This window comes from Thermocrispum municipale DSM 44069, assembly GCF_000427825.1.
GTDB classification, from domain to species: domain Bacteria; phylum Actinomycetota; class Actinomycetes; order Mycobacteriales; family Pseudonocardiaceae; genus Thermocrispum; species Thermocrispum municipale.
In genome coordinates this window covers 968,228-981,108 of record NZ_KE386593.1, presented here as the reverse complement: position 1 = coordinate 981,108, position 12,881 = coordinate 968,228, and the positions used below count along the sequence as shown (strand labels likewise).

11 protein-coding genes are annotated in these 12,881 nt (G+C 69.7%); 4 read left to right on the top strand and 7 right to left on the bottom strand.

Annotation, left to right across the window (positions count from 1 at the left end; genetic code table 11):
• Positions 1 to 5: 5 nt before the first annotated feature.
• The 7 genes from YWM_RS0120075 to YWM_RS24745 all read right to left on the bottom strand — a co-directional run bounded on the left by YWM_RS0120075 (position 6) and on the right by YWM_RS24745 (position 8,194).
• Positions 6 to 1,166 (bottom strand): acyl-CoA dehydrogenase family protein, encoded by a 1,161-nt coding sequence (locus YWM_RS0120075; RefSeq protein WP_028852189.1) that lies wholly within the window; start codon positions 1,164 to 1,166, stop codon positions 6 to 8.
• A complete protein-coding gene (locus YWM_RS0120070; RefSeq protein ID WP_028852188.1) occupies positions 1,163 to 2,359 on the bottom strand; it encodes an FAS1-like dehydratase domain-containing protein in 1,197 nt (398 codons plus the stop codon). Before YWM_RS0120070 ends, YWM_RS0120075 begins: the two co-directional genes overlap by 4 nt.
• The gene (locus tag YWM_RS0120065) at positions 2,356 to 3,273 is read right to left on the bottom strand and encodes an SDR family oxidoreductase (RefSeq protein ID WP_028852187.1); all 918 of its coding nucleotides are present in this window, start codon (positions 3,271 to 3,273) and stop codon (positions 2,356 to 2,358) included. Before YWM_RS0120065 ends, YWM_RS0120070 begins: the two co-directional genes overlap by 4 nt.
• 11 nt (positions 3,274 to 3,284) lie before the next feature.
• The gene (locus YWM_RS0120060; protein ID WP_028852186.1) at positions 3,285 to 4,517 is read right to left on the bottom strand and encodes an acyl-CoA dehydrogenase family protein; all 1,233 of its coding nucleotides are present in this window, start codon (positions 4,515 to 4,517) and stop codon (positions 3,285 to 3,287) included.
• 35 nt (positions 4,518 to 4,552) lie between these two features.
• Positions 4,553 to 5,560, bottom strand: coding sequence for an alpha-ketoacid dehydrogenase subunit beta (locus YWM_RS0120055; protein ID WP_028852185.1), 1,008 nt, complete (start codon positions 5,558 to 5,560; stop codon positions 4,553 to 4,555).
• Positions 5,557 to 6,582, bottom strand: a complete 1,026-nt coding sequence (locus YWM_RS0120050; protein ID WP_028852184.1) for a thiamine pyrophosphate-dependent dehydrogenase E1 component subunit alpha — start codon at positions 6,580 to 6,582, stop codon at positions 5,557 to 5,559. The genes YWM_RS0120055 and YWM_RS0120050 overlap by 4 nt, the downstream gene beginning before the upstream one ends.
• Before the next feature lie 142 nt (positions 6,583 to 6,724).
• On the bottom strand, positions 6,725 to 8,194 hold the full coding sequence (locus YWM_RS24745; RefSeq protein ID WP_043661604.1) for a pyruvate, phosphate dikinase: 1,470 nt from the start codon (positions 8,192 to 8,194) through the stop codon (positions 6,725 to 6,727).
• Between the two features lie 153 nt (positions 8,195 to 8,347).
• Between YWM_RS24745 and YWM_RS0120040 the strand changes: the two genes are divergently transcribed.
• The 4 genes from YWM_RS0120040 to YWM_RS0120025 are packed head-to-tail and all read left to right on the top strand — an operon-like array spanning position 8,348 to position 12,874.
• Positions 8,348 to 9,139 (top strand): enoyl-CoA hydratase/isomerase family protein, encoded by a 792-nt coding sequence (locus tag YWM_RS0120040; RefSeq protein WP_028852183.1) that lies wholly within the window; start codon positions 8,348 to 8,350, stop codon positions 9,137 to 9,139.
• Positions 9,136 to 10,722, top strand: a complete 1,587-nt coding sequence (locus tag YWM_RS0120035) for a class I adenylate-forming enzyme family protein (RefSeq protein ID WP_043662041.1) — start codon at positions 9,136 to 9,138, stop codon at positions 10,720 to 10,722. The genes YWM_RS0120040 and YWM_RS0120035 overlap by 4 nt, the downstream gene beginning before the upstream one ends.
• A complete protein-coding gene (locus YWM_RS0120030; RefSeq protein WP_028852181.1) occupies positions 10,713 to 11,849 on the top strand; it encodes an Rv3169 family protein in 1,137 nt (378 codons plus the stop codon). Before YWM_RS0120035 ends, YWM_RS0120030 begins: the two co-directional genes overlap by 10 nt.
• A complete protein-coding gene (locus YWM_RS0120025) occupies positions 11,846 to 12,874 on the top strand; it encodes a phosphotransferase family protein (RefSeq protein ID WP_028852180.1) in 1,029 nt (342 codons plus the stop codon). The genes YWM_RS0120030 and YWM_RS0120025 overlap by 4 nt, the downstream gene beginning before the upstream one ends.
• Positions 12,875 to 12,881 lie beyond the last annotated feature (7 nt).

The following is a 12,881-nucleotide window of genomic DNA, read 5'->3' as shown; positions in this document are numbered from 1 at the left end:
CTCCTTCACAAGCCCGCCGCGACGGCGAGCCGTTCCCGGTGCTCGTCGGGATTGCCGAACAACAACTGCGCCGCCTTCGCCCGGCGGTAGTAGAGGTGTGAGTCGTGCTCCCAGGTGAAGCCGATCCCGCCGTGAATGTGCAGGGCCTCGTCGGCTACGTGCGTGTACGTCTCCGAGCACAGCGCCCGCGCCAAGCTGGCCCCTTCGGCGAGCGCACCGGCGGTGGCCGGTGACGGATCCTGCAGGTACTCGTCGGCCGTGCGCACCGCGTGGGTCAGCGCGGACCGGGCGAGCTCGACCTCCAGCAGCAGGTCGACCAGCTGGTGTTTGATCGCCTGGAAGCTGCCGATGGGCCTGCCGAACTGGACTCGGTTCTTGGCGTAGCTCACCGCGTTGTCGAGGCAGCGCTGCGCCCCTCCGACCTGTTCGGCGGCCAACAGGATGAGCGCGATGTCGAGCCCGGATCCGAGCTGAAGCGCCACGTCCGGCCCGGCGAGGACCTGCGCGGGGGCCCGGTCGAACTCGACGGTGGCCAGTGGCCTGAGCAGGTCGAGCGACGTCATCGTGGTGATCCGCACGCTGCTGGAGCGCCCGGAGGCGGTCCGGGTGCGAGCGTCCGCGGCCGGCACGGCGACCAAGCCGATACCTGCCTCGACCCGGGCGGGCACCACCAGCACGTCAGCCGCTGCCGCGTCGGTCACGAAGCTCTTGGTTCCGCTGAGCACCCAGCCCGTGCCGTCCCTCTCGGCGCGCGCAGACGTCGCCTCGGGGCTGTAGCGGCCGTCGGCTTCGTGCAAGGCGAGCGTGGCCACCGTCGATCCCGACGCGATCCCGGCGAGCAGGTCGCGCACGGGTTCGCTCTTCTCGACTGCGCGCAGTACCGGCAGTACCAACCCCGCGGTGGAGAACATCGGCACCGGCGCGAGCGCGGCACCGAGCTCCTCGAACACCACCGCCAGGTCGGCAACCGCAGCTCCCGATCCGCCGTCCGCCTCGGGCACGAGCAGGCCGGCCAGTCCCATCTGGCCGGTCAACGTTCCCCACAAGGCCTTGTCGATTCGGGCCTCGCCACCGTTTTCGACCAGGTAAGGCCGCACGTCGACGTGCTCGTCCAAGCATCGCCGCACCTCGGTTCGTAGCGCGGCGCGAACGTCGTGCGCGCTCACGACGTCCTCGCCCTGGCCGCCACCGGGCTCGGCGCACCGGAGCGGGTCGGCAGCGCGACCACCGCAGTGCCGGGCATGACGTTGTCACCGCGCTGGTTGCGCGCGAACGTCTCCACCTGCACGACGTGTTCACCGGACTCGTCGACCGACTTACCCACGACGGTGCCGCCGAGATCGATCACGTCCGACAGATAGACGAAGCCGCGATACTCCGCGGTCACGTGCTTGACCCAGCCGTTGTCGCCGCACCAGTTGGTGAGCAGGTGAATCTGCCAGCACTGTCGCTGGAAGCCCACGTCGTACTGGAAGGCCACGCCCATCGCGTTGGCCGCCGCCTTGTTGTAGTGCACGGCGTAGATCGGCTCCTGTGCACCCGTCACCGGGTCGCGGAACGACCAGGCCGGGTGGGCCGCGTAATCCTGCAGGGCCGCGGCATGCGCCTTCAACCGCGGAATGGGGGTGCCACCGCCGGCGATGAACGCCACCTCGTCGGTCAGCCCGATCGGCCCCTTGGTGAGCAGGTCGATCTCGTCGCCCACCTCAACGTCGTCCCAGTACCGCGGCTCCGCCCCGCGAGGTCGTTGCGCAAGCACCCGCTCCTCCACCGCGCGCAGCTCGTCCTCGGTCCACGGGTGCGGGATCTCCAGCGCGCGTTTGGTTCTTTTCTTGCGGGCCGCCGCGCGCTCGTAATTGACCACCTGCCAGCGGATCTGCGCCACGTGCTCGCCGCGCTGGTTGGTGTAGTCGTTGACGAAGTGGTCGGTGACCATCCGGCCGGCGAAGCTGCTGGGCCGTGGCCCGGTGAAGCCGTCGTAGCGACAGCTCGCCTCGATCTTGTCGCCCCAGTAGATCGGCGCGTGCAGGTCCATCTGGGTGGCCGAGTGGAACGACCCCAGGCCCGGCCAGCCGAACTGGATCCCGGAGAAGCACCCGATCACGAACGACGGTGGCGCGACCGGAGCGCCGTAGTCGGAGGCCGTGCCGCGGTCGGGGTCGGTCCACAGCTCGTTGGTGTCGCCGATGCCGCCGGCGAACTTGGTCACCGCGATGCGGGTCGCCTCCTCGTTGTTGATCGAGTGAGCGATGCGCAGCTGGATGCCGGCCTTGGCCTTCATCGCGGCGATCATCTCGTCGTCGATGACCGCCTCGGGCATCCGCGCTTCCCGCTCCTCGCGCACCTGCCCGCTCGTCACTTCTTACCGCCCGACGGATTGGCGCTCCACGCCCGACTCTGCGGGACACCGGCCTCGATGACCGCCTTCTCCAGGTCCGCCACGGTCCAGCGCCCCTCGGTGGTGAGCTTCCAGTCGGGGTCGAGTTCCCACGGCCGCACGCGCTGCACCCGGCTGCCACCCACCAGGAACACCTCGCCGGAGATCTCACACGCCGGACTGGACAGGTAGGTGACGAACGGCGCGACGTTGCCGGGGTGCCAGCGGTCGAACTCGCCTTCCTTGGGCGCCATGACGTCGCCGAACGTGCTCTCCGTGAGGCGCGTACGGGCTCGCGGCAGGATCGCGTTGACGCGCACCCCGTAGCGCTTGAGTTCCTTGGACGCCACCTGCGTCAGCGACGCCACGGCCGCTTTGGCCGCCGCGTAGTTGGCCTGGCCGGGGTTGCCGAAGACACCCGACTCGCTCGAGGTGTTCACCACCGACGCACGCACCTCGCGCCCTGCCTTGCTTTCCTCGCGCCAGTAGCGGGCAGCGGCACGCGTCACCAGGAACGTACCGCGCAGATTGACGCGCACGACGACGTCCCAGTCCTCGTCCTCGATGTTGATCAATACGCGGTCGCGCAGGATGCCTGCGTTGTTGACCACCGCATCGAGCCGTCCGAAGGCCTCGAGCGCCGTGTTGACCACCGCGGCGGCGCCGGCGGAATCCGCGACGTCGTCCCCGTTGGCCACGGCCTCACCGCCCGCCGCTTTGATCTCGTCGACCACCTGCTGCGCAGGCCCGATCTCGCCGCCGGTGCCGTCCTGCGCACCGCCCAGGTCGTTGACCACGACCTTCGCGCCTTCGGCGGCGAGCAGCAGTGCGTGCTCCCGGCCGATGCCCCTGCCCGCGCCCGTGACCAGCGCGACCTTCCCGTCCAGGCTTCCCATTCACGTCTCCTTCATGTCGTGGTTCTCGGCTCCTTGGGCAGGCCGAGCACGCGATGCGCGATGATGTCCCGCTGGATTTCGTCGGTTCCGCCGCCGAGCCGCATGCCGGGTACGCCGAGGACGAACTCCGCCCACGAGAACGTGCTGCGTCGGCCCGTGTCGGCCAGCAGCTTCGGGCCGAGCGCGGTGGCGACCAGGTCGGACAGCGCGGCCAAGTTGGCGGTCAGCGCGAGTTTCGACAACGACATCTCCGGCCCGGGCGTCGTGCCCGCCTTCACCGCCGCTTCCGCCCTGGCCCGCATGGCCTTCGCCGCGGTAAGTCCGATGTGGACACGGGCGAACGCCTGCCGCACCGCGGGATCGTCCGTGCGCCCGAGGTCCTGCAGCCAGGCGATGATCCGCTCCAACCGGAACAAGCCGCTACCGCCCGCGGTCGACCCACCGATGGCGCCCCGCTCGTACATCAGGGTGGCCATGGCGACCTGCCAGCCGCCGTCGACTTCGCCGAGCCGGTTCTCGTCCGGAACCCGGACACCGTCGAGGAACACCTCGTTGAAGTCCGCCCCGCCGGTCATCTGCCGCAACGGCCGCACCTCGACACCCGGCGCGTGCATGTCGACCAGGAATGCGGTGAGGTTGCGGTGACGTTCGCCGTCCGAGGTACGCGCCAGCAGCAGCCCGAGATCGGAGTAGTGCGCGCCGGACGTCCACACCTTCTGACCGGTGACGATCCAGTCCCCCGTCGCCGGGTCGCGGTCCGCCTTGGTGGACACCGACGCGAGATCCGAACCGGCGCCCGGTTCGCTGAACAACTGGCAGCCGACGACGTCGGCCCGCCGCAGCGCGCGCAGCCAGCGCCGTTTCGCGGTCTCGGTGCCGAAGTGCTGCAGTGTCGGCAACACCATCCCGAGGCTCACGCCGAGCGGCGATCGTGACGGCACGCTGTAGCGGCGTTCCAGCTCCTGGTAGGCGCGCTCGTAGCGACCGGGGAGGCCCGCTCCGCCGTACTCCGGTGGGCCGGTGATCCACCCGAAGCCCGCGTCGAACACCGTGCGCTGCCACTGGCAGGCGCGCTCGGCTTCCGCTTCGGTGGCGCCGCGGAACAGCGTCACCCGGTCCTCCTCCTCGGAGAAGTCGAAGCGGTGCTCCGCCTCCATGCGGGGCGCTGCCGCGGTGAGGAACGCTTCGGCTTCCGCGCGGAAATCCTCCAGCGAGGGCGCTTGGCGCGCTGTTTCGACCGACACGGAAGTCTCCTTCACCGAATCGCTCATGGACCCGATTACTGCCCCGTGATGCGCCGGACCGCGTCGACGAGGTCGTCGGCGTCGGGGATCGCTCGCAGGCTCTTGGCGAACGGAATCGGTGCGTAGGTCGCGCCGACCCTGGTCACCGGCGCCTCGAGCTCGCCGAAGAGCTCTTCGGTGATCCGGGCGGCGAGCTCAGCGCCGGGACCACAGAACTGCGTGGCCTCGTGCGCGACCACCGCGCGCCGGGTGCGGCCCACCGACTCCAGCACCGTCTCCAGGTCCAACGGCACGAGCGTCCGCAGGTCGATCACCTCGACGCTGATGCCTTCCTCGGCCAGGGTCTCGGCGGCTTGCAGCGACCACGGCACCGCGGGTCCGTAGGTGATCACGGTGACGTCCGAGCCGGGGCGCTTGATCGCCGCCGTGCCGAGCGGGATCGTCACCTCGCCGGTGGGTACCTCTTCCTTGTTGGTGTACTCGAGGTGGATGTGCTCGATGAACAGGCACGGGTCGTCGTCGAAGACGCACGAGGTGAGCAAGCCTTTGGCCTCGGTCGGGGTGGAGGCCATCACCACCTTGATGCCGGGCGTGTGCATGAACCACGCCTCGAGCGACTGGGCGTGCTGCGCGCCGAACCGGCTGTTGCCCACCACCGTGCGGACGGTCAGCGGCACGCTGCTCTGCCCACCGGACATGTACCGCAGCTTCGCCGCGTGGTTCACCAGCTGGTCGGACGCCAGCGTGAGGAAGTCGCAGAACATGATCTCGGCGACCGGGCGGTAGCCACCGAGCGCCAGCCCGACGGCCGCGCCGACGATCGACTGCTCGGCGATCGGGGTCGCGCGAACCCTGCCCTTGCCGTACTTGGTGGACAGGCCCTTGGTCACCTTGAACACGCCGCCGATCGGGTCGGCGATGTCCTCGCCCAGCAGCACGACCTTGTCGTCCTTGGCCATCGCGAGGTCCAGCGCCGAGTTCATCGCGACGGCGGCGGACATCTTCTCGGTCTCCACCGCGGTGGCGGTTTGCAGCGTCGTCATAACAGGTCCAGCACCAGCTTCTTGTCGGCGAACACGTCTTCGTGCAGCTGATCGACATCGGGCTGCGGCCGCGCGGCACCGAACGCGAACGCCTCGGCCACCGCCGACTCGGCCTCCTGCTCGATGGCGTCCAGCCGCTCCGCGGCGACCAGCCCTTGGTCGATGAGCCAGGTTCGGAAATTCGGTGCCGGATCCCGCGTCATCGCCCGCGCGAGCTCGTCCTTGGGCACGTAGCTGTAGTCGGCCGTCCCGGTGTGACCGGTCAGCCGATACGTCTCGAACTCCAGGAACACCGGGCCGCCGCCCGAACGGATCGCCTGCACCGCTTCGGAGAGCGCCCGCCAGGAGGCGATCGGGTCGAAGCCGTCGACCTTGCGTGCGGTCATGCCGTAGGAGGCGGCGCGCTGCGCGAATTCCGGCGCCGCGGTGTAGTCGGCGAGCGGGGTGTGCTCGGCCCACCGGTTGTTCTGGCAGATGAACAGCACCGGCAGCTGCCACAGCGCGGCCATGTTCATGCCCTCGTGGTAGGCGCCGATCGAAGTGGCACCGTCGCCGAAGGTCACCGCCACGACCTTGCCGTCCCCGTCCAGCTGCGCGGCGATGCCAAGACCGGCCGCGATCGGCAGACCCGACCCGACGACCCCCGTGGTCGCGGTCATCCCGACCTCGTCGTCCTGCAGGTGCATCGGGCCGCCCTTGCCCTTCGACACCCCGTCCACGCGGCCGTAGAGCTCGGCCACGATCGACTTCAGCGGCACGCCTTTCGCCACCACGTCGCCGAGGTTGCGATACGTGGAGACCAAGCGGTCGCGGGGTTCGAGCACCGCCCCCAGGGCCGCGCACACCGCTTCCATCCCGCGCACCGGGTAGAACGCCGCCTGCAGCTTGCCCGCCTTGGCCTCTTGCTGGGCCCGGGAGTCGGCCAGCGTCGTCGTCACCATCACCCAGTACATGCGCTCCAGGTCGGCGACCGACGGCATCGTGCCCGCGGCCGTGGCCACCTGGTGAGCGGTCTCGGTCAAGACGGCTCCTCCTTCTGCTCGACGACTGCCCGGGCCGCGCCCGAACTGCCGGGCGGCGAGATCAACTCCGCGGCCGCACCACTGTCGAGATTAGTCTAGGACTAGATAATTTACAAGGCGCCTATTTGTGTGACCAGCATCGTCACACCGCCTGACCTGCCTCGTGCAGCGCGGACACCAGATGAGCGGCAGCCCCGTCGGCGTGCTCGGACACCCACGAACAGAACTCCGTGATGACCGGATCACCCGACCCGGCACCACTCAAGGGAACGTCACCGTCGAGCACCTCGCCCGCCCCGCTGTCCACCGTGACGGTCCGTCCGGCCAGCGGGGTCAACACGCCTTCGCCGCACCCGACGACGCACGGCCGTCCCAGCTCGCGGCTGACCACCGCGGCGTGCGAGGTCGCGCCGCCGACCTCGGTGATGATCGCCCGCGCGGCGAGCATCCCGTGCACATCGTCCGGACTGGTGGTCGGCCGCGCGAGAATCACGTCCTTGCCTTCGGCCGCCTGGTCCTCCGCCTCGTCCGCATCGGTGACGACGACGCCCGTCGCGACACCGGGGCAAGCGACCTCTCCCGTGGCAAGAACGGTGGCCTTCGCCCGCGCCTCGGGATCCAGATGCGGCTGCAGCAGCGAACTCAGCTGCTCCGCCGACACCCGCCGCAGCGCCTCGGCGACGTCGATCAACCCCTCGCGCCGCATGGCGACGGCGTGCCGCAATGCCGCGGCCGCCGACCGCTTGGCGGACCGCGCTTGCAGCAGCCACAACTTGCCGCACTCGACGGTGAACTCGATGTCCTGCACGTCGCAGAACACCGCTTCCAGCACGCGCGCCGCCGAAAGCAGCTCGTCGTGCACCTTGGGCAGCGAAGCAGCCAGGGCGGGCAGTCCCAGCGGGTCACACCGCCCGGAGACGACGTCCTCGCCCTGGCCGCCGGGCAGCCACTCGCCGTACGGTTCCGCGGCGCCGGTCACCGGGTTCCGGCTGAACAACACGCCGGTCCCGGACTCGTCGCCGAGATTGCCGAACACCATCGCCTGGACGGTCACGGCCGTGCCGGCGTCGTCGGGCAGGCCGTGGTGCTTGCGGTACGCGGTCGCACGCGGGGAACTCCACGAGTCGAACACGGCGGCCACCGCCTGCTCGAGCTGCTCCCACGGGTTCTCACTCGGCGGCTTGCCCACGACGTGGGTGAACTGCTCGATGAAGCGGCGCCGGGTATCGGTACCGAACGAGTCGTCGCCGGACTGCCGAGACAACGCGACCGCGATCTCGGCGTTGATCCCCAGGTTGAGGATCGTGTCCATCATGCCGGGCATGCTGCGCGCGGCGCCGGAGCGCACCGAGACCAACAGCGGCGCCGCCGGATCACCGAACCGTCGGCACACCGCCCGCTCGAGGGCGGCGATGCCCTCGCGCAGATCGCCGACCACGTGCCCGGGCAGCCTCCGGTCGGCGGCGTAATACTCGGCACAGACCGCGGTCGGCAGGACGAACGCGGGCGGCACCGGGAGACCGAGCGAGAGCATCTTGCCGATACTGAACGCTTTGCCGCCGAGCACTTCGCGATCGCCACCGAGCGGACGACCCGCCTCAAGCAGAATCATCAACGTCCCTCCGCCTCCGGCCTGACCGCCGGACCGCAAATTGGTCTAGTAGACGACTATCTGAGATTAGACTAAAGCTCGGCGCACAGCTTGTCCATCGCGTGGTAAATGGTCTACGTTTAGAGTACTTGCCCCGCTGGTCGGAAGGCGGAGATGACCGAATACTCAGCACTGACGCTGACCACCAGGGACCGGGTGGCCGAACTGCGCCTGTCCCGGCCCGAACTGACGAACAGGTTCGACACCACGCTGATCACCGAGCTGACCGCGGCGTTGCGCGCACTGAAAGACGACGCCGCGGTGCTGGCCGTGGTGTTCTCCTCGACGGGCAAACACTTCTCGGCGGGCGGGGACTTCGCGGCCATGCTCGCCGCAAACGCCGACCACCAGGTGCTGATGCGCCAGGTCGACGAGGGACGCGAGCTGTTCCGCGCGTTCGCCGACTTCCCCAAGCCGATCGTCGTCGCGCTGCACGGCGACGTCTTCGGCATCGGGTCGAGCCTGTTGCTGACCGCCGACGCCATCGTGGCCACGCCCACCGCCCGGCTGAGCGACCCGCACGTGCACATGGGTCTGGTCGCCGGGGACGGCGGGTGCGTCGTCTGGCCGGCCAACCTGCCGTTCGTCCGCGCCAAGCGGCAGCTGCTCTGGGGAGATCCGATCACCGGGAAGGAAGCGTGCGAACTCGGCATCGTCACCGAGCTCGAGGACAGCGCCGAGCAGGTCCGCGAGCGGGCCTTCGCGCTGGCCGACCGAGTGGCGGCGTTGCCTCCGGTGGCGGTGCAGCTGACCAAGCGGGCGCTGAACAAACACTTGCACGCGCGCATCGACGACGTCTTCGACGTCGGCTTCTACCTGGAGGCCATCAGCGCGCGCACCGCCGATGTGGTGGAAGCCGTCACCGCGTTCAAGGAGAAGCGAGAGGGCAGGTGGACCGGGGCATGACCACCGTGGAGTCGTCGTTGGCGTCGCTGTGGGGCACCGACGTCGTGCGGGACCCCGACGGCCCCTGCCTGCTGTACGAGCCGCGGCCGCGGTGCATCACCGAGATGCTCGTCGGCACCGATCGGTGGGGCGACCGCACGTTCCTCGTCCAGGGCGAGCGGCGCATCGACTTCGCAACGTTCTTGAGCGCCATGCCGCGAGCCGCCGGTGCCCTGGCCGCGAACAAGGGCGACAAGGTCCTCGTGCTCGCCTACAACAGCCCCGAGTTCGTGCTGGCCCTCTGGGCGATCTGGTGGGCAGGCGCCGTCCCGGTGCTCGGCAACCGCTGGTGGAGCGACCGCGAAATCGAGCACGCCGTCGCGCTGACCGAGCCTTCGCTGGTTCTCAGCGACCGGGACGCGCCGCGCGGGGTGACGGCTCCGTGGCGGCCGATCGCCGATCTTCGGCGCCACTTCACGGGCGCGGGCACGCCGGTCGACGTCACGGAACCGGACGACGAGCTCTCCCCCGGCCTGGTGCTGTTCACCTCCGGGTCGTCCGGCCCGCCGAAAGCGGTCGTGCTCGCCCACCGGTCCGTCGTCGCCAACCAGCACAACTTGCTCAGCCGCTCTCGGATGCTGCCGCAGACGATGACCACGGACGCGCCGCAGCAAGTGATGCTGGCCTGCACGCCGTTCTTCCACGTCGGCGGCGTCTCGAATCTGATCACCCAGCTCATCCTGGGTGGCCGGCTGGTCATGACGGCAGGACGGTTCGACGCGGGCGAGGTGCTCGAGCTCATCGAGCGGGAGAAGGTGCACCGCTGGGGTGGTGTGCCGACGATGGCCGCCCGGGTGCTGGCCCATCCCGATTTCGCTCGGCGCGACCTGTCCAGCCTGCGATCCTTCCCGCTCGGCGGCGCGCAGGTCTCGCCTGCGCTGCTGGAACGGATGCGCACCAAACTGCCGCAACTGCGTCAGCGCGGGCTGGCCAACACGTGGGGCATGACCGAGTCCGGCGGGTTCGTCACCGTGGCGGGCAACCGCGATCTGGAACGTTTCCCGGGCACCGTCGGGCGTCCTTACCCGGTGGCCGAGCTGCGCATCGACGCCCCGGACGAGACCGGTTGCGGCGAGATCATGTTGCGCTCCCCCACGGTCATGCTCGGCTACCTCGGCGGCCAGGACGGCACCGTGGACAGCGACGGCTGGCTGCGCACCGGCGATCTCGGACGACTCAACGACGACGGCTACTTGTTCCTGGAAGGTCGCGCCAAGGACATCGTGATCCGCGGCGGCGAGAACATCGCGTGCGCGCACGTCGAGCAGGCGCTGCTGACCCACCCGGACATCGTCGAGGCCGCCGTGTTCGGTCTTCCGCACGAAGACCTGGGCGAGGAACTCGCCGCCGCGGTCACCCACCGAGCGGGCCGCGTCCCCACCGAGGACGAACTGCGCACGTTTCTCCGCGAACGGCTCGCCCACTTCGAGGTGCCGACCAGGTGGCGCATCGGCGGCGACCCGCTGCCGACGCTGGCCGGGGAGAAAGTCGACAAGAAGGCCCTGCGAGCAGAACTGACGAAGGACGGAACTCCGTGCGACTGACGCCTCCGGACGAGTACTTCCATCACCAGGTCGCGTTGCCGCACTCGATGGTCGGCTCCAGCGACCCGAGCTGGCGCGAGCGGTACTGGATCAGCATCCAGGACGTCGAGAACCAGGACACGGTGCTGACCTGCGGCATCGGGCAGTACCCGAACCAGGACGTGCAGGAAGCGTTCGTCGTGGTCGCCGAGGGCGGGAAGCAGCGCAATCTGCGGTTGGCCCGCGAACTCAGCGCGCGCAGCGACGTGATGCAGGTCGGCCCGTTGACCATCGACATCGTTCGCCCGTTCGAGGACCTGCACCTGGTGCTCGACGACAACCCGTCCGGTATCACGTTCGACCTGCACTGGATCGGCACGATGGAGCCGGTCTTGGAGGGCAGGCACTTCCAGATCAGCCGCAATCGCGCCACCTACGACGCGATCCGCTACGTCCAGGTCGGGCGCGCCGAGGGCACGCTGACCACCCCGGACGGCGAGCGGCAGGTGCGGGCGGAGCAGTGGTGGGGCGAACGCGACCACTCGTGGGGCACCCGTCCGCTGCCGCGAACGCAGGGCGCGCCCCCTGGCCAGCGCCCGGAATGGCGGATGCTCATCTTCTGCCCGATCCAGCTGCCGGACTTCGGGCTGCACTTCTACCTGTACGAGGCCGAACCGGGACGGCCGGTGCATCTGTCGGCGGGCATCTCCCACCCGCTCGGCCGGGAGGCGGACGACCCGTTCCCCGACGAGGCCATCGTCGGGGTGGACCACGACCTGACCTGGGTCGCAGGCGCACCGGCGGCGACGCTGTCCGGCGGCACGATCGTGGTCACGCTCGCCGACGGCCACAAGCTCGACTTCGAGGTCCGCGCGTTGCCCGGCCGGGCCTGCCTGCGCGGCGGCGGCTACGAAGGCTGGAACGGCTGGTTCCAGGGGCACTGGAAGGGCGAGAACAGTCTGGAACACGAGGTCTGGGACCTCACCGACGACTCGCAGTTCTACCGCTACGCCAAGGCGTCGAGCGACCACTTGATCGAGGTGCGACACAACGGCAAGACGGGCTACGGCGTGATGGAGTACATGGTGCTGCCCGGGTATCCGAAGTACCCGGACGCCATCCCACCGCGACCGCGGGCGGACCGATGAGCAACGACGGGGCGGAGTCGGTCGAGGTCGTCCAACAGCGGCTGCGCGCGTTTCTCGCCGAGCGCACCGGTGACGCCGGCCTGACCGTCACCGGGTTGCGTCGATCCGGCACCGGGTCGTCGCGGGAGAACTGGCCGTTCGACGCCCATTGGGTCGAGGACGGCACCGCCGTGCATCGGCGCCTGCTGCTGCGCAGAGACCCGCCGAGCTCGGTGGTCGACACCGGCCGGGCGACCGAATTCGCCCTGCTCAAGGCGCTTGAGCCGACCCCGGTACCGGCACCGGTCGCCCACTGGCTGGACGACCGCGGTGACGAGCTGCTCCGTCCCAGCATGATCGTGGACCGGCACCCCGGCCGGGCGCACCGCGCGGTCCTACGCCCGGAGAAGAACCCGCTTGGCCTGACGCCCGGGCAGCAGACCGAACTGGCGCAAAGCTTGTGCGACCTGCTCGCCGCGGTGCACACACTCGACGTGGACGCCGCCGGGTTGCGCACTGTTCTGCCTTCTCCGCAGCCCGATCCGGCCACCGCCGAGCTCGATCGCTGGGAACGTTCGCTGGCCGAGTCGGAGTGGGAACCGCAGCCGACGTTGCGGTGGACGTTGCGGTGGTTGCGCGATCACGTCCCGCCAGCCCCGGCCAGGGAAGTGCTGGTGCACGGCGACTTCCGGCCCGCGAATGTGCTCGTCGAGTCCGGCCCCGCGCCGGTCCTGTTGGACTGGGAGCTGGCGCATCTCGGCGATCCGCTGGACGACCTCGGCTGGTACTGCGCGCCGTTGTACCACCGCGAACACTTCCTGCCCGGCTGGGACCAGGAGGCGTTTCTGCGTCGGTACACCGAGCTCACCGGCGTCCACGTCGACCGGGACGCTCTGCTGTTCTGGCAGGTCCTCGCGATGTTCCGGCTCGCCGTGATCGCGCTGCAGGCCGTCCGCGTCTTCGCCACCGGCGAGTCCGATCGCCCCGCGGCGCCCGCCACCGGATTGACCCGCTTGCTCGCCACGACCGTGTCCGACAACTCCTGAGAAGGCG